Below are 23,263 nucleotides of genomic sequence, written 5' to 3' on the forward strand. Positions count from 1 at the left end.
GCCTTTCAGCGCACTTTATTCGCGCGTTCCCGCGCTTCACGCTCCAGTGAAAAAATGATGCGCTGTAGTTCGCGCTCGGCGCCTGGCCCGACATTCAGAAAGCGAAAACTCAGTCGCGGCGTGGTAATGGTTTCGTTTTTGCCGTCCACCACCTTGCGCTCGCTGATGGCAATCAGCTGGGCGTCAAACCAGAAGCGTCCCCATCCGCCCATATCCAGCTCGATCTGACTAAAACGCATACCTTCCACCAGCCCTTCCGGCTTCGGCATATCCATCAACGCTCCCATGCCGCCCAGCGACAGGTCGAAGAGACGAAAGCGGATCTCTTTTTTGTCCGGCATTTTCGCCTTACAGAAGTAGGCCGGGTGAAGCGGGGCGCTGATGCGAAAATACTCGCGGCGCTGCACGAACCAGAGATTAGCGGGCAGGGGGGTGATAAACGCAGGCAAACCCTGGTACACGATCGTGGTCAGGCGAGGCAGTATAAACTCGACTTTAGCCCCCTGCGTTTCGGCCATCACCGAGAGGTTTTCTGCCTGTAGCGCGGCACGGTTTTCATCGCTCTGGCTACCCAGATCCACGATCAGGTGTTCTGCCGTCACGTCCAGGATCTTGCTGATAAACTGGCTGGTTGACCAGTTGATGCGCAGCGGCACCTCGCCCTTTTTCAGGTCGCGTAACACCCCTAATACAGCCAGCGGATTTTGTTTCAGGAACTGCTCACTGTAGCTACTCACGCCAGATGGCTCCTCGATAGATGACAGACTGTCTCTGGGTTATCGGCACGCTGGCATGAAACTTAATACAAACGATCTGTTTTTCTCCGCTGATATTGATTCGGTAATAAAAATGATAATAATTGTCGTTCCCAATATCATCTAATAATAAGACGACACTATGAGCACCTCACGTTTTGCGTTATGCGCGTTGGCAGGCGCCGTTACGCTGGCATTGCAGACACAGGCTTTCGCAGAAGAACCCACCATCGTGGTAACCGGTACAGAGCAGGGCAGCGCGCTCCCTGCCTGGACCAATAGCGCCACGAAATCAGCCGTCGCGGAAAGTAAAACGCCGCAGGTGATCAACACCATCGCCGCTAAAGAGATTGAGCAGCGGCACGCCAGTTCGGTAAACGAGATCCTGCGCTATGCGCCGGGCGTTTCCACGGAGGTTCGCGGCAGCACTTCTTATATGAGCGAATATAAAATTCGCGGGTTCAACGTCGATCAGGAGTTCTACAACGGCCTGCAACTTCCCTATAACGTCACCGGGAACTCCAAAGCGCGAATCGATCCGCTGCTGATTGAGAGCGTCGATATCCTGAAGGGGCCGTCATCCGTGCTGTATGGCGGCGGCTCCCCGGGTGGGCTGGTCAATATTCAGAGTAAAAAGCCGCAGAAAGAGGCGAAAACGGAACTGGGCTTTAATACCGGAAACCGCAATCTGAAAGAGGGGTACCTGGATTCCACGGGGCAGATCGCGAACAGCGACTGGAACTATCGTCTGCTGGGCAAAGCGACGGAAAGTGACGAACAGGCGCACACCACGCGCTATGAAAACTATCTGGTGGCCCCCTCCGTGACCTGGCAGCCGGATGACAAAACGCGCCTGAGCATTGACGCGCTGGCGCAAAATACGCCGAGACTGACGCCGTCTGATCCGATGCCGCTAAGCTATCTGCGGTCTAAATACGCCGATCGTCGTGACTATGCCGGGGATGAGTGGAGCGGCTTCAAACAGCGCCAGTGGATGCTGGGCTACAGCTTTGAGCATGAGTTTGACAGTGGCTGGGGCTTTAGCCAGAAAGCGCGCTACTTTGACGTGGACACCCACCAGCGCAGCGCCTATTCAACCGGGACGGGCAGCGAGGTCTACCAGCTTAACCGCTTCGCCTATACCACGGATGAAGATTTACAGAGCTTCAACATTGATAACCAGGTCACCCGAACCGTCGCGCTGGGGGACTGGCAACATCATCTGCTGGCGGGCTTTGACTACCAGAAGCTTAACTCTCACTTCCATTATCGTTACGCCTCGTCCACACCGGGTATCGATATGCGCAATCCGGATCACTCGCAGATCGATAACGATGTGCTGGGGCTTGTAACCGCGCAGAAAAACCGTCTCGACTATCAGCAGAATGGCTATTACCTTCAGGATCAGATTGCGTTTGGCGGGCTTAACGTGCTGGCCAGCCTGCGCTTTGACGACTACCGTTCCGTCACCACCAACTATCTGCAAAACGGTGACAAAGCCTGGGTATCGCAGGATCGCCTCACCAAACGACTGGGGGCGCTTTATGCCTTCGACAATGGTCTCTCGCCGTTTATCAGCTATTCGGAAGGTTTCGCACCGGTATCGCCGCAGGGTACGCTGACCGAGAAAGACGTTAAGCCCACCACCAGTAAGCAGGTGGAGGGTGGGGTGAAATATCTGCTGGCGGAATATGCAACTACCTTCACCGCCTCGGTGTTTAACATTCGTCAGAAAAATGTGGTGACCAGCGATCCGGGCTTCCTCAACTACCGCCAGACCGGGGAAGTGGAATCGAAAGGCGCGGAGCTTTCCGCTATTAGTCGTCCAACGGATAACCTGACGCTGATTGCTAATTATGCCTACACCCACGCCATCAATACCGAAGATGACAAGTACCAGGGCAAACGACCGACGCAGGTCCCTGAGAACGCCTTTAATCTGTGGGGAGATTACACCTTTGACAGCACGCCGCTGAGAGGGTTAACGCTGGGGGCTGGTGCACGCTACACCGGGCCGATGGAGATCTCGCCAGCCAATGACGCAGGCAAGCTGGGCGGTACGACGCAGTACGATCTGGCGGCATCTTACCGCATGGGCGAACTGGCGCCATCGCTGGAGGGGCTGACGCTGAAAGCGAGCGCGCAGAACGTCACCAACAAAGAGACGCTCACCTGCTATGACGCGACCAACTGCTGGATAGGCCGCGACCGCACCTTCCAGGTCGGGGCGAGCTACAGCTTCTGAAAAAAGCCCGGTGGCGCTACCGCACTGAACAGTCCCCTCGCCCCTCCGGGGAGAGGGTTAGGGTGAGGGGAACATACGGCGGTGGTGGTCATTCCGTTCACTTTATGTTCCTTGCTACTCTGTAACGACATGACCGGTGAACGTGCCAGGGTGGCTCAGTCGCCACCACCCTGGCGACCCGGGCTCCCGGCGGTAACTCGCCGCTTCGCGGTGCCCTCGGCTTATTCCTTCCGGCTTATCGGGTACGGGCGGAGGCAACGTCCCTGTAAAGCCGCCCTCTCGGCGCATCCCTGCGCCTCGCCCCGGCCTTCAGGAAACGCCTCAGCGATTTACAGCCGGACCAGGTCATCGCTGAAAGCTCTCAGTTATTCTGAAGGCAGCGTTATTGCTTCTGCTTTGAAATCACTGGGGAACCCTCGCCCCTTTGGGGAGAGGGTTAGGGTGAGGGGCGCTACTGCGCCGCCTGTTTAGCAGGTGCAACATCATCGTTTGCCGCAGACTGATTCTCCGGTACGCTGTCGCACGGCTTCTCTTTCGGACAGACCATGTCCAGCATCCTGAGCGTCACACCGTTACTCCAGCCGAAACCGTCCTGCAACGGATACTCACCGCCGCCACCGCCGGTACCGGTCGAAGAGACATCGTACTTCTCAACCAGTTTCTTCTCGCGATCGTAGGTATGCTGAACGTTTTTCAGGAAACGCCAGGTCACGTCCATCGCCACTTTCTGCTGACCATAGTTCTGCAACCCTTCCACCGCTACCCACTGCAACGGCGCCCAGCCGTTCGGCGCATCCCACTGCTGCCCGCTGTTGATGGTGGTGGTAGAAATACCGCCCGGTTTCAGCAGGCGCGACGATGCGGCTGCGGCCACTTTATCGGCGCGATCCTGTGATGCGGCCTTCACATACAGCGGGAAGAGGGCCGCGGCAGTCAGCTGATTACGCACCTTCCTGGTTTTCAGATCGTAATCCGCATACCAGCCCTCTTTATCGTTCCACAGGTGGCTCTCCATGGCTTTCTGACGTGCGGAGGCCAGCGCGTCATATTTACTTGCGCTGGCGGTATCCCCGTCTTCCTGGCTGGCACGGGCCAGCAGTTTTTCCATCTTAAACATCAGCGCATTCAGATCCACCGGCACGATGCTGGTGGTGCGGATGGTACCCAGCTTCTGGGGATCGTCCATCCAGCGGGAGCTGAAATCCCAGCCCGAGGCCGCGGCAGAGCGCAGATCACGGTAAATCTCGGTGGCCGGACGGTTAGGGTTATTTTTGGCGGTGGTCACGTCATCCAGCCACGACTCAGGGCGTGGCGTGTCCAGATCGTCCCAGTAGCGGTTGAGGAGGGAGCCGTCATCCAGCTTCACCACGCGTTTGTTTGCCTGACCAGGCTGGAGCCCATCAGCCCCCTCCATCCAGTAGGCATACTCCTTCTCCATCTGCGGACGGTATTTCTTCAACGCGTCGCTGTCATGCGTGGCCAACAGTTCCACCATCAAAGAAAAGAACGGTGGCTGAGAGCGGCTCAGGTAGTAGCTGCGGTTACCGTTAGGGATATGGCCCCAGGTATCAAGCTCGTATGCGAAGTTGTCCACCATGTCGCCGATCTTATCCCAGTGGCCGCTCTCGGCCAGCCCCAGCATGGTGAAATAGCTGTCCCAGTAATAGACTTCGCGGAATCGTCCTCCCGGCACGACATAGGGTTTTGGCAGAGGCAGGAGGGAGTCCCATTTGTTCGCTTTGTCGGTGGTGCGGGTCAGCACAGGCCACAGATCGTCTATGTGTTCGCGCAGGCTCTGGCCCTCAGGGGGAACATATTTCTCACCCTCCTTCGGCAGGATAAAGTTCATCTCCACGAAGTGACGCAGGTCAAAACCGGACTGGGTATGCTGCATCCGGTAATCCGCCAGGATCATCAGCGGGTCGCTTTTGGGAACGGCATCCGCGAAGGTTTTCTGATCCGGGAACAGTTTGGCGCTCTGAACGTCATTAAAGAGGGGGCCAAGAAGAATATCAGGTGAGCTTTGCTGGCTCGTTGGCTGGTCTTCAGCATAACCAAATGCGGTAACACCGAGTAGTGCGCCTGCCAACGCAAGGGGTAAAAAAGCGGGGCGTCGTGCGCGAGGTCTTATCATCGGTTCGTCTCCTGTCTTCACTGAGCAGCGTGACCGCTGTTGTCAATTACCTGAAAACCTTAGACGAATATCGATAACTTCGCGTGTTGAATGTCCCATTTTTCGCATAACCAGATAATTCGGGTGCGCTTTCACTACACCAGGGTTGGATTACTTAATTTTTAACCACACCTCGGAAAGGCCGGGTAAGCTTCATGCCACCCGGCTTAAGCCCTACAACCCTTTATTATCCATCAGCACCGCCAAATCCACCAGACGGTTTGAGAAGCCCCACTCGTTGTCATACCACGACAGGATCTTCACCATATTCCCGCCAATCACCAGCGTTGAAAGCCCGTCGATAATGGATGAGCGCGGGTCGCCCTGATAATCACTGGAGACAAGCGGTTCATCGCTGTAGCCCAGGATGCCTTTCAGCGGCCCGCTACCGGCAGCCTGACGGAACGCGTCATTCACCTCTTCGGCGGTCACGTTGCGGCTCAGCGTCACCGTCAGATCGACAATCGACACCACTGGCACCGGCACGCGCAGGGAATACCCGGTGAGTTTACCGTCCAGTTCGGGGATTACTTTCCCGAGCGCTTTTGCCGCGCCGCTGGAATAAGGCACAATCGATAATGCTGCCGCACGCGCGCCGCGCAGATCTTTTTCTGGCTGGTCATGCAGCGCCTGGCTGTTGGTGTAGGCATGCGTGGTGTTCATCAGCCCGTGTTCAATGCCAAACTGCTGGTGCAGCACCTGCGCCGCTGGCGCCAGACCGTTAGTGGTGCAACTCCCGTTACTGACCACAAAATGCTGGGCCGGATCGTACAGCGTGTGGTTCACGCCCATTACCACCGTAAGATCATCATTTTTAGCCGGGGCGGAAATAATGACGCGTTTTGCGCCGCCGCTCGTGATATGCACCGCCGCTTTTTCACGTTCGGTGAAGAAACCGGTGGCTTCGATTACCACCTCAACGTCAGCGTCTTTCCACGGAATGTTTGCCGGGTCGCGTTCACTGAATACGGTGATGCGTTGCCCGTCAACCTGTAGCGCGCCGTCCGCCGCTTCCACAGGTACCGGTAGCGTGCCGAGCAGAGAGTCATATTTCAGCAGATGGGCGAGGGTTTTACTGTCCGTCAGATCGTTAATGGCCACAATCTGGAGATCCGGATTGCCCAGCGCCGCGCGCAGGACATTACGTCCGATACGGCCGAAACCGTTAATACCGACCTTAACCATGATGCACTCCTTATCTGTGTTGTCTGGAGTTACTGTAGGTGTCAGGTCGGTTGGCGTAAATGACAAAAAAGGATCAGATTACGCCATTCTGCGGCAGTGGAAGCGCTGGCGATATTCGCCCGGCGTGAGATGAAGCTGCTTTTCAAAAACGCGGCGCAGGTTGATGCTGGTCCCAAACCCGCTTTTTTCGGCAATGACCTCAAGCGGATACGGGGTCTGCTCCAGAAGCTGTCGTGCGGCGGCCAGGCGCGCTTCGGTGACATAACGGGCCGGAGGTACACCGACGTCACGCGTGAACACGCGGGTGAAATTGCGCGGACTCATGGCGACCCGTTCGGCAAGCCTTTCGACGCACAAATCTGCGGTGAGGTTTTGCAGGATCCAGCTTTGCAGTTCGCTAACCGGTCCGGTCGCGCCGGACTGCTCCAGATTATAGCGGCTGAACTGTAGCTGGCCGCCAGGTCGACGCAGGTACATCACCATATCCTGCGCCACGTTGCGGGCGAGGGTGAAGCCGTAATCATCCTCTACCAGCGCCAGCGTCAGATCAAACCCGGAACTGACGCCGCCGGATGTCCAGACGGGACCATCCTGAACATAGAGCGGGCCGCCCTCAACGTTGACGGCAGGATAGCGGGTTTTCAACGTTTCCAGAAGCCGCCAGTGGGTCGTTGCCCGGCGCCCATCGAGAAGTCCGGCCTGTGCCAGCAGAAGGGCCCCGCCGCAGACAGAGGCGACGCGTCGCGCATGCGGCGCGGCCAGGTGCAGCCAGTCCACCACCGCAGTGCTTTCCTGCTCATTCATGCCACGGCCGGTGATGATAATCGTGTCCAGCGGCTCGCGCGGATCCAGCTCCGGCAGGCGATAGTCCGCCAGCAGATTTAAGCCGGACTGGCCCTGGATCACCAGGTGAGGCTGGGTAGTGGCAATAATGATGCGGTAGCGGGGCTGCGCCAGACCGTCCGGGTGCAGACGGTTGGCCTGCATCAGAATGTCGGCTATACCGGCGGCTTCAAACAACATGCCACCATCAGGAACAATTATCAGGATCTTCTTCATGTCCTGAAAAGTACCTTTCTTACAATATAAGTCAAGTGGAGGACGTTGACAGTTACCGAGCACGGTTATGGTCAACCCCGATGCCGGCAACGGCACATATTTTGATACCCCCTTAACCTGTTTTTACCGCTCGGCCTGTAAGCTATGGTGCGGGAAAGCAAAGAACTCATAACAAATTTTCATCATGTTTGTAATAAATCGTCGGAGTGGTGGAAAGCAAGCAATAGTGTAGTGACGGTAAAATGCCAAATGAAGTTCGCCTGTCGAAAGCAGCGTCTTTATTCATTACCTGGAAAGGGTGGGTTATATTTTGAGCAATGCTTTGGCGAGCAAGAGTGTAGTCAGGCTTAATTATTCATACGGCCCAGACGAAAGAAAATTATCTTAAGAAGGGGGAGAGCATAAAGTTAATTTGCGGCGTGAAATTAATTTTTTCACCCTAACTGTGTTTTCTTAATTTGATGGGACATCGTCCTGAGTATTGACGATTTGCTATCGATACAACAAATAATTCGTGTGAGATATATTCATATGCAACTGAAAAATTCTCCGTTCTACTAATTATGGTAGTGGCAGGAATAGTGGTATTAAGTTAGTGAGAATGGTTCTCTTTTGGTTTTTTTTGTCTTTAAATCAGTTAATTGCGTGATTTCTCTATTTTTCAGATTAATCTCAGAGTGAGGCGAATGTCTCATGAATCAGCAGTAGCGAAAAAGGAAATATTGAAAAGGTGATAAGCTCATGTAAACTTGTTTACCGTTTGTCAAAATATGTCAGGATTACGCTGGGCCTTATTCTCGAAGGCTCGTGCGGTAGCTATGCCCAAATAATAGTAACGCCCCGGAAAAACCTGACTATTTTTAACAATAGCACCTAAGTCAAATTTTATCCCCTCTCTTCATCCTCTAAATATCGCTACGGAAAAGCATATGAAACTGCGTGTATTGTTATCACTTCTGTTTGTTATGGCGGTGGCGGGCTGTAAGGCGCCGCAAAAACCAGCGATCACCGATGATACGATTGTGACCAGCCAGGTTAATGGCATCACGCTGACGCACCGTCACGCTGTTACCCCTCCGGCGGAGTTCACTCAGGTGAATGAACCGTATCGTGCTATGTACCCGGCATCCCTGATGAGCCGTCCTGACTACGGTGGAAAAGTGATCCGTACGCTTGAGACCGGAAAAACTTACGTCGTGCTTGGGCAGGTTGAACATTTCTGGATGGCGCTGGCCGATGATGGGAGTGAACAGCTGATTGGTTACGTGCCGATGCGTGCCGTGATCAAGGCCGACCAGTACGAAGCCACCGTGCGTAAACAGGCACTGCGCCCTAAAGCGCGCAAGAAAACCACCTGTGTTGATGTCGATGGCAACAGCAAAGCCTGCAAAGACAGCGCGAACGGTACCTGGATCCTGAACTAAACGGGTTTCACGAGCATATTTTTATGAATAATAAAAATTTCCATCGGATGTGGTTCCCTTTTTTTGCGTTGATTCTCGCGCTGATCGGTGGTTGTACGTCGTCTTCACACAGCGACCCCTCCCGCTACAATCTTCAGTTTCAGGCTCATCCTCAAATCAATGATTCTGCACCGCTTAAGGTCAGAGTATTGCTGCTGAAATCCGATGCGGATTTCATGTCCAGCGACTTCTACTCCTTACAGAACAACGCGTCAGCCACGCTTGGCGCGAATCTGCTGAACAGCGATGTGTTCTTCCTGATGCCGGGCCAGCTTTCGAAAACCCTGAGCGGTCAAAGCTCACCGGAAGCGCGCTATATCGGCGTAATGGCGGAATACCAGGCACTGGACGGCAAAAAATGGCGCGTCTCACTTCCTTTGCCTGTTCCCGGCGAAAACGCGATTTACCAGTTCTGGAAATGGTCCGCAGATGAACTCCAGGCCAGCGTCTTCCTTGACGTAAATGGTATCCGGGTCATCAGCCAGTAACGCCCTTCATAACAGGAAAGAGATCATCATGACGAAAGCAGAAAAGGTCGTCTGGACCGAGGGCATGTTCCTGCGTCCCCACCATTTTCAGCGGACAGAAAGTTACCTCCTCAACCACGTTCGTGAGTGGGGGGCCTTGCAGCGTTCGTATCTCTGGGGCTTTCTCGACCTTGAGCTGGATGAAGCGATGCTTCGCCAGGGCTGTATTGCCCTGAGCTACTGTAGCGGTTTGCTCCCTGACGGCACCTTTTTCCAGGTGCGCAGCGACCGCAACGGTCCGGCCCCGCTAAAAATCCCCGATAATCTTACCAATGAAAAGGTGGTGCTTGCGCTGCCGGTTCGTCGCGGTGGACGTGAAGAGGTGATTTTCAGCGAGGAGCACTCTTCTCTGGCGCGTTTTATTACGTTTGAACAAGAGGTAGAAGACGACAACGCCATGTCGGTTGGGGAAGCGACGGTTCAGTTTGGCCGCCTGCGTCTGACCCTGATGCTGGAGAAAGATCTGACGGCAGAATGGACCGCCATCGGCGTGGCGTGCGTCGCTGAAAAGCGCAACGATAACCACGTGCGGCTGGATAACAGCTACATCCCACCAATGCTGAACGCCAATAACAGCCCGCAGCTGTACGGCATGATCAATGACCTGCACGGCCTGCTGGTGCAGCGTAGCCAGCAGATCGGCGGCCGCCTGCGCCAGCCGGGGCGTTTCAATACGTCCGAGATGGTTGAGTTCACGCTTCTTTCGCTGATCAACCGCCACCTTGGCGACATCTCACATTTAAAAACGCTGCCGCTGCTTCACCCTGAAGCGCTCTGGCGAAGCTGGCTGCCGTTTGCCACGGAACTCGCTACCTGGACGCCGCAGCGTACCGCAGAGAGCGTACTGCCGGTATACGACCATGACGATCTCGCCCTTTGCTTCGGCAAACTGATGCTAATGCTGCGTCAGGGGCTGTCGCTGGTCATGGAAGATCATGCCATCCAGCTGCCGCTGCACGAACGCTCTCACGGACTGAACATCGCCACCGTACCGGAGACCAGCATGGTCCGCGAATTTGGCTTCGTGCTGGCGGTAAAAGCCAATGTCCCCGGCGAACACCTGCAAACCCATTTCCCTGCCCAGATGAAGGTTGCGCCAGTCTCGAAAATTCGCGATCTGGTTCAGCTCCAGCTGCCGGGCATCATGCTTCGGGCAATGCCCGTCGCGCCGCCGCAGATCCCGTGGCATGCAGGCTACAGCTATTTCGAGCTCGAGAGGGGCAGCGAACTGTGGCACGAGATGGACAAGTCTGGGGCATTCGCGCTGCATCTCGCAGGGGAATTCCCGGGTCTCGATATGGAGTTCTGGGCCATCCGTAGCCCGACAGAATAATAAAGCGAGCGCTTAATATGCAGGAACGACAGGATACCGGCAGTGATGCCGTGTTTACCGGAGCCAGTGGGAACAATCAGCTGGTGGCGGCCGCCAATCCGCTGCTCAATGCGATTCCGCAAATCCGTCATTCGGTTTCCCACGACGATCAGGTCGGGCTGCGCCAGCGCCTGATTGACGAAATTCGCCGTTTCGAGGTGCGATGCCAGCAGGCGGGCTTACCATATGAAGTGATTGTCGGCGCGCGCTACTGCCTCTGCACGGCGCTGGACGAAGCCGCCGCTCTGACCCCCTGGGGAAGCAGCGGCGTCTGGTCAAGCAATGGTCTGCTGGTGACGTTTCATAACGAAACCTGGGGTGGCGAGAAGTTTTTCCAGCTGCTGGCACGTCTTTCGCAGAATCCGCGCGAACACATTCTGCTGCTGGAGATGATCAACTACTGTCTGCTGCTCGGCTTTGAAGGCCGCTACCGCGTGCTGGACAATGGCCGGACCCAGCTTGAAACCATCAAACAGCGCCTGTGGCAGATGATCCGTGGCGTTCGCGGCAGCTACCCGCCGCCGCTCTCGCCGCACCCGGAAGATCGCCCCGTTCTGCGCAAGCTCTGGCGGCCGATGATTCCACTCTGGGCGTGCGTGGCGCTGGTCGGCTTTATCGCCTGCCTGTTCTATATCGTGCTGAACTGGCGTCTCGGTGATAACACCAGCCCGGTGCTGGCGAAAATTTACCAGTCCCAACTGCCGGAAACCACGATCCAGCAACCTGCACGTCAGCTACCGGCGGTACTGAACCTGCGCGGCTTCCTGAAACCGGAAATTGATGCCGGTCTGGTGGCCGTTAAGGATGAGGCGGATCGCAGCGTGGTGATCCTGAAAGGGGACGGACTCTTTGCCTCGGCCTCAACCGTGGTGCGCGATCGCTATGAGCCGGTCATCGACCGCATCGCCCAGGCGATGAATAACGTCAGCGGCAAAATTCTGGTGGTGGGGTACAGCGACAACGTGCCGATCCGCAGCGCACGCTTCGCCTCTAACTATGAACTCTCGCTTGAGCGCGCCCGTTCGGTGCAAAAACAGCTCCAGGGTAGCCTCTCGCAGCCTGAGCGCGTCAAAGCCGAAGGGCGGGGCGAGATCAACCCGGTAGCGCCTAACACGACGCCTGAAAATCGCGCCCGTAACCGCCGCGTGGAGATTACGCTGCTGGTATCGCCTGACAATACCCAGGCCGAGCTGAACGGATTGCCGCAAGGAAACTAAGGATGCTGACTACTCTACTTTCTATACTGACCAATCGCATTCTGTGGAGCTTCCTGGGCGTAACGGCGCTCGCGGCGGTCATCTGGATGATTGGCCCGCTGTTGTCCATCGTGGACACCCGGCCCCTTGAATCAGAGCAGAACCGCGTCATCAGCATTGCGGTGGTCTACCTGATTTGGGCTCAGAGCCACATTCTGCCGCGGCTGTATAACGCCTGGCTGAACCGTAAGCTGATGGACAAGCTTAATGAAAATACCACCAGCCCGGAGGCGGCCGATCCGCAGAAACGTCTGAACAGCGAGGAGCAGATCCTTGCCGGGCGTTTCGATGAAGCCGCCCAGATGCTGAAAAAAGCCCACTTCAGCAAAGCGGGACATGGCGCGCAGTGGACGCAGCGCTTCAGTACGCAGTACCTCTATCAGCTGCCGTGGTACGTCATTATTGGCGCGCCGGGTTCAGGTAAAACCACCGCGCTGGCCAACTCCGGGCTGCAATTCCCGCTGGCGGACCGCTTCGGTAAAACCGCGCTGCGCGGCATTGGCGGCACGCGCAACTGTGACTGGTGGTTTACCAACGAGGCGGTTCTGCTGGATACCGCGGGGCGCTACACCACTCAGGAGAGCGAGCAGGTTCAGGACGCCGGGGAGTGGCTGGAATTTATCAACCTGCTGCGTAAATACCGCCGTCGCCAGCCCATCAACGGCGTGATTATCACCATCAGCATTTCCGACCTGCTTTCGCAGTCCGCTGAGGCCTCCCGCCAGCAGGCGGTCAACCTGCGCCAGCGTCTCTCCGAGCTGCATGAACAGCTGGGTATTCGCTTCCCGGTGTATGTGATGGTGACCAAAGTGGATCTGCTTAAAGGCTTCCGCGCCTGGTTTGCGGATTACGACAAAGCCCAGCGCGATCAGATCTGGGGCTTTACGCTGCCGTGGGAGCAGACCAAACACGCCGATTACGACCTGATGGGCAACTTCCAGCAGGAATTTTCACTGCTGCAACAGCGTCTGGATGCTGGCCTGCCGGAAACCATGCTTAAAGAGCATGACGCCAAAACCCGTGCGGAAGCCTATCTCTTCCCGCAGGAGTTCGCCGCGCTGCGTCCGCTGCTGGCAGACTACCTGAGCACGGTCTTTGCCCGCTCAAACTTCGAAACCGAATTTTCGCCGCGCGGCATCTACTTTGCCAGCGGCACCCAGGAAGGGATGCCGTTTGACCGCGTGATGGGCGAGCTGAACCGCGCGCTCTCCTTACCTGAAGGGGAGGAAAGCACGCGCTGGGATTCGGTAAGCAAAGAGGCGCCGATCCCGGGCGCGAAGGGCCAAAGCTTCTTCATTAAAAATCTGCTGCAAAACGTGATTTTCCAGGAAGCGGGCATCGCCGGGGAAAACCGCTGGTGGGAGCTGCGCAACCGCGCCGTGATGTGGTCCGGCTACGCGGCGCTGCTGGCCCTGCTGGTGATCCTGGGTGGTCTGTGGCTGACCAGCTACGCCAAAAATAAAGCTTATCTGGAAGAGGTAGATGCAAAAGTGCCGATGCTGGAGCAGCAGAGCAAGGCGCTGCAAAACCAGCCCCAGCGCGATCTGTTTGCGCTTCTGCCGCTGCTTAACAGCCTGGTGGATCTGCCGAAAAGCGATGCCTTCGACGTTAACAACCCGCCGGTTTCCCGCCGCATGGGGCTTTATCGCGGGGATGACGTCAGCGATGCCTCGCAGTCTCTGTATCAGAAGGCGCTGGATCAGATGCTACTCCCCGCCGTGGCGATGCACATTACCACCTGGCTGCGCAACGACAACGGCAGCGACGTGGAGTACAGCTATGAGGCGCTGAAAGCCTATCAGATGCTCTACCAGCCTAAGCATTATGACGGTAAATTCCTGCACTCGTGGGTTATGCTCAACCTGCAACGCAACCTGCCGCAGAACGTGACGCAGGCGCAGCTTCAGGAGCTGGAATGGCACCTGACCCAGCTGCTGGAGCCAAAAATTCAGGCTTCACCGTATGCGCAGGATGAGGATCTGGTGGCCCGTGAAAGGGCGCTGATCAACCAGCAGCCGCTCTCAACACGCGTATATGGGCGCCTGAAACGTCTGCTGGAGCATGATGAGAACCTGAAGCCGGTTTCGCTTTCTGATCTCGGCGGCCCGCAGAGCGAGCTGGTGTTTTCGCGTAAAAGCGGCAAGCCGGTGAGTGAGGGCGTACCGGGCCTCTATACGCCGGACGGCTACTGGAAAAGCTTCAACGACCAGATCGACAGCGTGACCACCGCCCTGCACGAGGACGATGCCTGGGTACTGGTAGCGACCACTGCCCAGGAAGATAAACAGCAGATCGACAACGCCGTGCGTCAGCTCTACATGCGCGACTTTATCGTTAACTGGGATCGCTTTCTCGCTGACATTCAGCTCAACAACAGCGCCGATCTTTCCCAGCGTATAAACACCGCGCGCCTGCTTTCAGGCACCAATTCGCCGCTGCGCCGTCTGGTACTTAACCTGAGCAAGGTGCTGACCCTGTCGCGCACTGCGCCTGCGCCGGAAGATGCGCAGAAAGCGGAAGACCAAAGCAACCGCGCCACCCGCACGCTGGAAGCACTGTTCAGCAACGGTGACAATGCCCCGACGCAGGGCGCGGTTGTGACGCAGGCGCCTGAGCAACTGGTGACCGACCACTATGCGCCGATGATTGAGCTGGCGCAGCCGCTGGAGAAGGGCGGCAAGACCATCGTCTTTGATGATTTTCTTAAGCAGGTTGACGAGCTTTATCGCTACCTGACCGCCGTTCAGGATGCAGCCAACAGCGGTATGCCTGCGCCGGGCGGCGATGCAATTAGCCGCCTGCAAGCCAGCGCGGGACGTCTGCCGGGCGGGCTGCAAACCATGTTCAGCAATATGGCCGTCGGCGCCAGCAGCGACACTCAGCGTCGCGATCTGGAGAACGTGCGTAAGCGCATTAACGTGGAAGTGGGTGGGTTCTGCCGTCAGGCGATTGCCGGGCGTTATCCGCTGGTGCGCAGCGCCAGCACCGAGGTGACGCCGGACGATCTCGCCCGCATGTTCGCGCCGGGCACCGGACTGATGGACACCTTTTTCCGCGACAACCTGACCAACAAGGTGGATACCACCCAGGCGAACTGGCGCTTTATGCCAGGCATCGACGGTAAAACGCTGCCGGGCAGTGAAGGGCTGCTGCGTCCGTTCCAGCAGGCGCAGTCTGTCCGCGATGCCTTCTTCGCAAACGGCGCGACCACGCCATCCTTCAAGGTGACGGTGCGCACCGTGCGTATGGACAATACCATTCTGAACCTGACGCTGGACGTGGACGGCCAACTGCTGCGCTACAGCCACGGTCCGCAGGCGGTGCAGATCATGACCTGGCCGGGGCCGGGCGGGACGAACCAGGTGCGTATGCAGCTCGGTCTGGCCAATGGCAGCACCGCAACGCTGGTAACTAACGGTTCCTGGGCGCTGAACCGCTTTTTCGACAAGGCGCGCATCAGTCCTGGCGCGGGTAGCCTGAGCCGTCAGGCGACCTTCAACGTCGACGGACATCAGGTCACGCTGGAGTTTGCCCCGAACAGCATCCGTAACCCGTTCCAGCTTCCCCGTTTCTCATGCCCATAACCGCAAGGACAGCCGTATGACGAATACCCCTGCGATGAACCGTTATAGCTGGTATGGCAAATTACCCAGCGCCGGAGATTTTTTGCAGCGTCGCTTTCCGGATACCCTGCAACGCCAGTGGTCGCACTGGTTTCAGGTCGGCCTGCTGGCCTGGCAACAGGAAGAGCAGCGCAGCGGTGAGCGCCCGTTTTCTAAAGCCCCGGTGTGGAACTTTGTCGTCCCGCCGATGCTCGGTAGCCAGATGATTCAGATGGGCTGCCTGCTGCCGGGCCGTGACAGCGTAGGCCGCCACTATCCGGTATGCCTGCAACTGAGTTTCACCCCGACCGAGTGGTCATCCCGTCTGCTCGGGCAGGCTGAAAGCTGGTACCAGCAGCTTGGCCGTCTGGGGCTGCACGCGGTGCGTAACAGCTATTCTGCCTCCCAGTTGGATGAAATGCTGATGACCATCCCGGCGCCCCAACCGGTTGAGCCGCAAAAGCGTTCTGACATTCTCGACGTGATTGGCTATGACGACGAGGGTCAGAGCACGCTGGGCTGGCCGCAGGCGGCGGAGTGTTTTGATCCGCTGCGCCAGACCAGCTATTGGTGGACAAACCGCTGCGACGGCTATCCGCTTTACACCCACGTCCACAGCGGAAACTTCACCGGGCAGCTCTTTACGCTGCTGTTCGATCCGGCAGGCGGCGCCCGTCCGGGCCGCCACGGTCTTTACCCGCCTATGTTTGAATAAGCAGGGATCTTATGAATATCGATGAATTTCTCGCGCCGATAAGCCCCGATAACCCCTGCGGTGAAAACCTGGAGTACGACGCTGATTTCCAGGCCATGGGGCAGGCCAGTCAGGGCAAAGCCGAACAGCAGTTTGGCGACACCATCATTCCGGCAGAGCCTGCCGACTGGAACACGGTGGAAAAACTCGCCACCAGCCTGCTGGGCCGCACCAAAGATCTTCGCGTCATGCTGGCGTTAACCCATGCCTGGACGCGTCGTCGCGGGCTGGCAGGTTACGCCGACGGGCTACTGCTGGTGCAGGAAGCCCTGTCCCGTTACTGGGAGCAACTTTACCCGCTGCTGGAAGAGTATGGCGAAACCGATCCGTTCTACCGCATTAACGCCCTCGCCGGGCTGAGCGATAAATCTGACCTGACGGTCGCGGTGCGTAACGCCTCACTGCTCCGCTCTAACGGCGATGAGATTTCGCTCCGTGACGCCCAGGCGCTGCTTGACGGCAGTAAAACAGAGTGTCCGGATTATCCGGGCGGTCGTCCACGACTGATCGATGAGCTGGCCCGGGGCGATCAGCCCGGCACCGAAGCGGTAATCGTGATCAACGAACGCCTGCTCGCCATCCGCGAACTGCTTACCGGCTATCTCGGGGAAAGTGGCGTACCGGAGATGGAACAGCTGCTGAAAACCGTCGGGCTGGTTTCCAGCGCCTGTCAGGTGACCGATATCAGCAAGCTGCTGCCGAACCGTGACGCGCAGGCTGAGCAGCACGCCGAGCCGCAGCCAGTGGCCGCGTCGCCCGTTCAGCAGGTGACGGACTGGCGCAGCGTGCAGGTGACCAGCCGCGCCGACGCGCAGCTGATGCTGGAAAAAGCGAAACAGTATTTTGCGCAGTACGAACCCAGCCACCCCGCACCGCTGATGATTGAACGGGTGCAGCGGCTGTCTGAACTCAACTTTATGGACATTATTCGCGACCTGGCGCCAGACGGCGTTAACCAACTGGAAAACATCTTTGGACGCCGCGAATGACGCGTCCTGGCATTATGACGACAGGCATGGAGTCTGCCGTTTCACCTTCACCGCGCATCTTTGATGGAGAACATCATGGCAATGAGTAACAGTGGACAGAAATTCATCGCACGCAACCGTGCTCCCCGCGTGCAGATCGAATATGACGTAGAGATCTACGGCGCAGAACGCAAAATTCAGCTGCCGTTTGTGATGGGCGTTATGGCCGATCTGGTTGGCAAGCCGGTGGAAAACCTGCCAGCCGTCGACGAGCGTAAGTTCCTTGAAATCGACATCGACAACTTCGACGAACGCATGAAGGCGCTGAAGCCGCGCGTGGCGTTCCAGGTGGATAACACCCTGACCGGCGAAGGTAAGCTCAACGTCGATCTGACCTTTGACAGCATGGACGACTTCCTGCCGGACGCGGTGGCCCGCAAGGTTGAGCCGCTGAACAAGCTGCTGGAAGCGCGCACCCAGCTCTCTAACCTGCTGACCTACATGGACGGCAAAAACGGCGCGGAAGAGCTGATTGCAAAAATCCTTCAGGATCCGACGCTGCTCAAATCCCTGAGCCAGATGCCAAAAAATGACGAAAGTGCGAAAGGTAGCGAGGAATAATCGATGAGCAACCAGACTCAACAACACGATCAGCAGGCGGGCCAGGCCTTCAGCCAGGACGAGTTCAGCGCGCTGCTGAATAAAGAGTTCCGCCCGAAAACCGATCAGGCGCGCTCTGCCGTAGAAAGCGCGGTAAAAACCCTGGCGCAGCAGGCGCTGGAAAACACCGTGACCTTCTCAAACGATACCTACCGCACCATTCAGAACCTGATTGCCGGTATTGACGAGCAGCTTTCACAGCAGGTGAACCAGATCATTCACCACGAGGAGTTCCAGAAGCTGGAGAGCGCCTGGCGCGGGCTGAGCTATCTGGTGAACAACACCGAAACCGACGAGATGCTGAAGATCCGCTTTATGAGCATCTCCAAGCAGGAGCTGGGCCGCACCCTGAAGCGCTACAAGGGCGTGGGCTGGGACCAGAGCCCGATCTTCAAAAAAATCTACGAGCAGGAGTACGGCCAGTTCGGTGGCGAGCCGTTTGGCTGCATCGTAGGCGACTACTACTTCGACCACAGCCCGCAGGACGTTGAGCTGCTGGGCGAGATGGCGCGCATCGGCTCTGCGGCCCACTGTCCGTTCATTACCGGCACCGCGCCGGGCGTTATGCAGATGGAGTCCTGGCAGGAGCTGGCTAACCCGCGCGACCTGACAAAAATCTTTCAGAACACCGAATACGCCGCCTGGCGTTCACTGCGTGAATCGGAAGATGCCCGTTATCTGGGCCTGGTCATGCCGCGCTTCCTGTCGCGTCTGCCGTACGGCATTCGCACCAATCCGGTCGACAGCTTTGACTTTGAAGAGCAGACCGACGGCGCGAACCACAACAGTTACTCCTGGGCGAACGCGGCTTACGCGATGGCCGCCAACATTAACCGTTCCTTCAAAGAGTACGGCTGGTGCACCTCGATTCGCGGCGTGGAGTCCGGCGGGGCGGTGGAAAACCTGCCGTGCCACACCTTCCCGAGCGATGACGGCGGCGTGGACATGAAATGCCCGACCGAGATCGCCATCAGCGATCGTCGTGAAGCCGAGCTGGCGAAAAACGGCTTTATGCCGCTGGTTCACCGTAAAAACTCCGACTTCGCCGCCTTCATCGGCGCGCAGTCCCTGCAAAAACCGGCCGAGTATCACGACCCGGATGCCACCGCTAACGCGCGCCTGGCCTCCCGTCTGCCTTACCTGTTTGCCTGCTGTCGTTTTGCTCACTACCTGAAGTGCATCGTGCGCGACAAAATCGGCTCCTTCCGCGAGCGCGAAGAGATGGAACGCTGGCTGAACGACTGGGTGATGAACTACGTGGACGGCGACCCGGCTAACTCCTCCCAGGAAACCAAGTCTCGCAAACCGCTGGCGGCTGCGGAAGTGCAGGTGCAGGAAATTGAAGACAACCCGGGCTACTACGCCGCGAAGTTCTTCCTGCGTCCACACTACCAGCTGGAAGGCCTGACCGTTTCCTTGCGTCTGGTATCTAAACTGCCGTCGCTGAAGACGAAGGACGCGTAATGATGATTGCCGGCCCGAAGGGGCCGGCAATTTGAGCGGAAGAGCTTAGCTTGTTTCTGTCAGTGAATAAGGATAGACGGTGAAACATATACTTTTGATCGCGACCAGTTTGCTGGCAGTTTCTACTCTCGCAAGCGCGGAGGCAGGAAATTACAAATACCCTCAAGCGGAAGCATTGCCTCAGGATGACACATCAAACTTCCAACGCGATCCGACGCTGTTAACAGGGTACGATTTAAATCTGAGTGCAGAGCGTTTTGCTAAAGCCTGGCTGTCGAAAACGAATGAACGTGAACGCATTAAGGCAAATATGTATCTTCTCGGCGTAGTCGACGCGTCTGAGGGCACTGCATGGTGCAAGGGCAGGCCTTTTTTGCCAAATACAATACATGAGTTTCTCTATTCTCGTTTTGCGAACTTATCGAAACAGCAAGGCGAGGAGCGCGCTTCAAAAATCATCATTGACGGCATGAAAGAATTACGCCCGTGCAAAAAAGGAGAGTGACAAATGAGACCATTATACGAACAACTTAAACGTCAGCATTACTCTTCAAATCACACACGCGCGGGTTTTGCCTCGGGTGAACAGGTTTTTTCAGAAATTGGCTACGATTATTCGACGATTATCAAGCAACAACCGGCATACGAAAATACCTGTGCGGTAAGAATGAGCCTGGCATTGTTAAAATGCAATGTTGAATTTACAGGGCGTTTACCCATAAAGACCGGTCCCTATAAGGGAAAAACAATCGAGCCTGGCGCAAAATTACTTGCCGATCAGCTTTATAAATCCCATGTGTTTGGCAAGGCAGAAATCTTTAAAGACCGCGAGGCTGGTGCACGCTCAATGTTGGGCCGAAAAGGTGTTGTTTTCTTCAATAAAATTGATGGGTATGGCGGTGGTCATATCGACCTTATCGAGCCTCTGAGTAATAATTCGTTTATATGTAACTCCGATTGCTTTCCGTACTGTCAGGAAATCTGGTTTTGGGAATTAAAATAATTATATTCAGGTTTCTAAAGACCGTATTTCTTTTGCTCACTTGCTTATCTTTTTCTGCTCGCGGTGACAACCCTTACGTTGATTTTTATCAGCAGCAAACATACCGGCAGGTGGTTAAAGATTTTGTCCTGGCGCGCTGCCTTGCGCAGGTAGCAGATAAAGGCAGTCAATTTTCTGCTGATGCGGCCCGCAGTGCGAGTGCATTTATTGAATGGATACCGTTTGATGCTGAAAACGGTACTGACAAAGTTAACGCCATTATTGGGAAGTATAAAAACCAAATTAATGGTTTCCACTCGGAGCGCAAACCTGATGTAAAAGGCGTAACCTTAAATTGTCTACGTCTTTATCATAGCGACGAACTGAATAAACTGGTTCCGCAGCTCATCATTGGCGATCCTGATCGTACCTGGATTCAGGATAATCCGCCGTAGTAAAAGACTTCACATTCTTTCCGTTCATTCAGGGGGAATGTAAGACTGTCAAATGACACGGGTCGTTTGATATGAGGCAGAGGTAAAATATGGACGGTTTTATTCAGCCCCATGCTTTCCTGTTTGCCATATAAGGGCTTTTTCGAAAGCAATATTGTTCATCCACGAAGAGTAGATATTATGGCTATTGATATGTTTCTGAAGGTCGAGGGTGTTACGGGCGAATCTAAAGATTCTAACCACACCGGCTGGACTGATATTACCTCCTTCTCCTGGGGCGCGTCCCAGCCGGGTAATATGAGCGTTGGTGGCGGCGGCGGTGCCGGTAAAGTTAACTTTAACGATCTGCACGTTAACGCTCTGATCGACAAATCCACTACAGCAATCCTGAAACACTGCGCAAGCGGTAAACACCTGACCAAAGTTGAACTGTCCGTCTGCAAAGCGGGTGGTCAGCAGGTTGAATACACCCGCATCACCCTGGAAGACGTTCTCGTGACTTCTGTTCAGTACACCGGTGCAGACAACGGCGATACCGTTGGCGTGACCTATGCATTCCAGGCTGCGAAAGTGAAACAGCAGTACTGGGAGCAGACCACTGCCGGTGGTAAAGGTGCTGAAAGCAGCGCTGGCTGGAACATCAAAGAAAACAAAGAAGCGTAATTGTTCATCCATGACCGGGGAATCTCCCCGGTCATGATGATTGATTCCAAATATGTTGCAGGTGAATCATTATTAGAGAGTTAAGCCTAATATCAATCGCATCAACCTGTAGGGCTTGCATTTCACCACCTGCACAGTATAAGAAACTTTCTATTAAGTTAAAAAAACAATATCCTTTGTTTTGATATCCGGCAGGATTCAAATTTTAATGGGCCTGTATCAGTTTGCGCACCATCTGTAATGAAACACGTTGGTAATCAATGGAAAAACTATTAATTCTCCTGACCAACTTCCAGCAATGCGTATCTTGAATACAGAGGAGTGTATTTGTCTGAATGAGGTTGACTGGCGCGAGGGTGAGTATGATGTTGTATTGAAGACTGTCAATGAAAAAACTGCTATTCAATATGCTCCACGGTTTATATTAAAGAAAGGTATAAGTAGCGAGTTACTTTTTTACGGCAAGTGAATGATATAATTTTCAAACCTCGGTATTTCATGAGTGCATCGGCGTTTGAATGTTTATTTAATTATGAAATAATTAAACAATTCACCACTGCAAACTCTGGACAACTAAGTGTGTTGATTAAAGGGTTTAAATATGACACATCGTTCAACCGTTGGTCCGGGCTACTGTGTGGTCCAACATCCTGGAACTTTAGATTATCAAGCTCGATTATTGTTTAATAATGTCAATAGCGATGCCGCTAGATACTTTATGCAAATAAACAATGACACGCCTTGGTTGAAACCAGGGCAGTTACTCATCGTGGCTGACCCAGACAACACGAATCAGTCATCGCAACTGAGTATTCTTTCCAGAGCAAAACAGAAAATTAACCATGCGCTGGCATCATTAAACACATCAGTTGCAGAGTACCTCCACGTTAATTATGACAATATTTCTGCATTGACTTCCTTAGGTGATAAACTAGCTGGGAATGCTGGTGATTTAGGGGAGAAATATTTCAGGCAAATTGAAAATATACTCATTAAAATTGAAAGGACTTATCAGAATCAGTTTATATCCCAAGGTTCTTTAATTGGTCAGCAGTTTTATATGGAAAGAAGGGCGTTATTCACTCAGTTAAAACCTTTATTAAATAACGTAAGCAAACTAACACTTAAGATTCAAACCTACGAAAATCTAAAAAAGCATTGAACTTATCAAGCCGCTCTATCGTCCATGAATGGAGTACGGTTGGTGTCGGCGCCATCCCTGGATATTCAGATTATATTGTACGCTCTTCTCGCGCGGCTAGTATTATGAAAGCAAGGGGCTGGATCTCATTAGGTTTCTCTTTTTTGAATACTTCTAATGATGTTTATAAAGCCTGTACTGTCGATCGTGAAGATGAATGTGGAAAAGTTGCTGTTACTGAATATAGTAAGTTTGGTGGAGGTACGCTTGGTGCTGCGGGAGGAGCCTGGGCTGCGTCTTTAGGAACTGGCGCTCTTTGCGGTGCAATGGGAATACCTACGATGGGTACTGGTGCCCTTGTGTGTGGAATTGTCGTAGGACTAGGCGCTACTTCTGCGGGAGCCTGGATGGGTACTAAAGGAGGGGCTGAATTGGGTGAAGGGATTAGTAACTTGATTTTTTCTGGGGACGAATAAATGTATGGAGATTTGCGTTTAATATTGCTTTTATTAGTTTTTTTAGGATTGTTTACTTCTTTG

20 protein-coding genes are annotated in these 23,263 nt (G+C 55.0%); 16 read left to right on the forward strand and 4 right to left on the reverse strand.

Features of this window, described 5'->3' with window-relative positions; all coding sequences use genetic code 11:
- Positions 1-5 precede the first annotated feature (5 nt).
- Positions 6-737 carry a flagellar brake protein YcgR gene (gene ycgR, locus ACOT1A_RS01440; protein WP_022648423.1) on the reverse strand — a complete coding sequence of 244 codons (732 nt, stop codon included), beginning with the start codon at positions 735-737 and terminating at the stop codon, positions 6-8.
- A gap of 160 nt (positions 738-897) precedes the next feature.
- On the opposite strand from ycgR, the gene ACOT1A_RS01445 reads away from it, so the two are divergent.
- Positions 898-3,000: a TonB-dependent siderophore receptor gene (locus ACOT1A_RS01445; protein ID WP_276169807.1), complete on the forward strand. Its 2,103-nt coding sequence runs from the start codon at positions 898-900 to the stop codon at positions 2,998-3,000.
- Between the two features lie 451 nt (positions 3,001-3,451).
- Here the strand turns inward: ACOT1A_RS01445 and ACOT1A_RS01450 are convergent, their stop codons facing one another.
- From ACOT1A_RS01450 to ACOT1A_RS01460, 3 genes are all read right to left on the reverse strand, one after another.
- Positions 3,452-5,134 carry an alpha,alpha-trehalase gene (locus ACOT1A_RS01450; RefSeq protein ID WP_045623225.1) on the reverse strand — a complete coding sequence of 561 codons (1,683 nt, stop codon included), beginning with the start codon at positions 5,132-5,134 and terminating at the stop codon, positions 3,452-3,454.
- 213 nt (positions 5,135-5,347) lie between these two features.
- Positions 5,348-6,358, reverse strand: a complete 1,011-nt coding sequence (gap, locus tag ACOT1A_RS01455) for a type I glyceraldehyde-3-phosphate dehydrogenase (RefSeq protein WP_276169806.1) — start codon at positions 6,356-6,358, stop codon at positions 5,348-5,350.
- Between the two features lie 78 nt (positions 6,359-6,436).
- Positions 6,437-7,417 (reverse strand): GlxA family transcriptional regulator, encoded by a 981-nt coding sequence (locus ACOT1A_RS01460; protein WP_284097811.1) that lies wholly within the window; start codon positions 7,415-7,417, stop codon positions 6,437-6,439.
- Positions 7,418-8,346: 929 nt separating this feature from the next.
- On the opposite strand from ACOT1A_RS01460, the gene ACOT1A_RS01465 reads away from it, so the two are divergent.
- The 15 genes from ACOT1A_RS01465 to ACOT1A_RS01535 all read left to right on the forward strand — a co-directional run bounded on the left by ACOT1A_RS01465 (position 8,347) and on the right by ACOT1A_RS01535 (position 23,200).
- On the forward strand, positions 8,347-8,841 hold the full coding sequence (locus ACOT1A_RS01465) for a hypothetical protein (RefSeq protein ID WP_023300336.1): 495 nt from the start codon (positions 8,347-8,349) through the stop codon (positions 8,839-8,841).
- 23 nt (positions 8,842-8,864) lie between these two features.
- A complete protein-coding gene (gene tssJ, locus ACOT1A_RS01470) occupies positions 8,865-9,368 on the forward strand; it encodes a type VI secretion system lipoprotein TssJ (protein WP_022648418.1) in 504 nt (167 codons plus the stop codon).
- A 28-nt stretch (positions 9,369-9,396) separates the two neighbouring features.
- Positions 9,397-10,740 (forward strand): type VI secretion system baseplate subunit TssK, encoded by a 1,344-nt coding sequence (gene tssK, locus ACOT1A_RS01475; protein ID WP_022648417.1) that lies wholly within the window; start codon positions 9,397-9,399, stop codon positions 10,738-10,740.
- 17 nt (positions 10,741-10,757) lie between these two features.
- Positions 10,758-11,996: a DotU family type VI secretion system protein gene (locus tag ACOT1A_RS01480; protein ID WP_003859963.1), complete on the forward strand. Its 1,239-nt coding sequence runs from the start codon at positions 10,758-10,760 to the stop codon at positions 11,994-11,996.
- 2 nt (positions 11,997-11,998) lie between these two features.
- Positions 11,999-15,619 (forward strand): type VI secretion system membrane subunit TssM, encoded by a 3,621-nt coding sequence (tssM, locus tag ACOT1A_RS01485; RefSeq protein ID WP_276169804.1) that lies wholly within the window; start codon positions 11,999-12,001, stop codon positions 15,617-15,619.
- Positions 15,620-15,635: 16 nt separating this feature from the next.
- Positions 15,636-16,352 (forward strand): type VI secretion system-associated protein TagF, encoded by a 717-nt coding sequence (gene tagF / locus ACOT1A_RS01490; RefSeq protein ID WP_045308303.1) that lies wholly within the window; start codon positions 15,636-15,638, stop codon positions 16,350-16,352.
- 11 nt (positions 16,353-16,363) lie between these two features.
- Complete coding sequence (gene tssA, locus ACOT1A_RS01495; protein WP_015570331.1) at positions 16,364-17,380, forward strand: type VI secretion system protein TssA; 1,017 nt, start codon at positions 16,364-16,366, stop codon at positions 17,378-17,380.
- A 75-nt stretch (positions 17,381-17,455) separates the two neighbouring features.
- On the forward strand, positions 17,456-17,980 hold the full coding sequence (gene tssB, locus ACOT1A_RS01500; RefSeq protein WP_022648413.1) for a type VI secretion system contractile sheath small subunit: 525 nt from the start codon (positions 17,456-17,458) through the stop codon (positions 17,978-17,980).
- Positions 17,981-17,983: 3 nt separating this feature from the next.
- Positions 17,984-19,483 carry a type VI secretion system contractile sheath large subunit gene (gene tssC, locus ACOT1A_RS01505; protein ID WP_006810956.1) on the forward strand — a complete coding sequence of 500 codons (1,500 nt, stop codon included), beginning with the start codon at positions 17,984-17,986 and terminating at the stop codon, positions 19,481-19,483.
- 79 nt (positions 19,484-19,562) lie between these two features.
- Positions 19,563-19,988, forward strand: a complete 426-nt coding sequence (locus ACOT1A_RS01510) for a Rap1a/Tai family immunity protein (RefSeq protein WP_038416233.1) — start codon at positions 19,563-19,565, stop codon at positions 19,986-19,988.
- 3 nt (positions 19,989-19,991) lie between these two features.
- Complete coding sequence (locus tag ACOT1A_RS01515; protein ID WP_022648411.1) at positions 19,992-20,486, forward strand: T6SS effector amidase Tae4 family protein; 495 nt, start codon at positions 19,992-19,994, stop codon at positions 20,484-20,486.
- Positions 20,471-20,920: a T6SS amidase immunity protein Tai4 family protein gene (locus ACOT1A_RS01520; RefSeq protein ID WP_276169803.1), complete on the forward strand. Its 450-nt coding sequence runs from the start codon at positions 20,471-20,473 to the stop codon at positions 20,918-20,920. Before ACOT1A_RS01515 ends, ACOT1A_RS01520 begins: the two co-directional genes overlap by 16 nt.
- A gap of 180 nt (positions 20,921-21,100) precedes the next feature.
- On the forward strand, positions 21,101-21,583 hold the full coding sequence (locus ACOT1A_RS01525; RefSeq protein ID WP_014884229.1) for an Hcp family type VI secretion system effector: 483 nt from the start codon (positions 21,101-21,103) through the stop codon (positions 21,581-21,583).
- Positions 21,584-22,184: 601 nt separating this feature from the next.
- Entirely contained in the window at positions 22,185-22,745 is a 561-nt protein-coding gene (locus ACOT1A_RS01530) for a hypothetical protein (protein WP_276169802.1), read from the forward strand.
- 104 nt (positions 22,746-22,849) lie between these two features.
- Complete coding sequence (locus ACOT1A_RS01535) at positions 22,850-23,200, forward strand: hypothetical protein (protein WP_276169801.1); 351 nt, start codon at positions 22,850-22,852, stop codon at positions 23,198-23,200.
- The last annotated feature ends 63 nt before the right edge of the window (positions 23,201-23,263 follow it).

This window comes from Enterobacter cloacae complex sp. SYL003 (assembly GCF_049236925.1).
GTDB classification, from domain to species: Bacteria; Pseudomonadota; Gammaproteobacteria; order Enterobacterales; family Enterobacteriaceae; genus Enterobacter; species Enterobacter intestinihominis.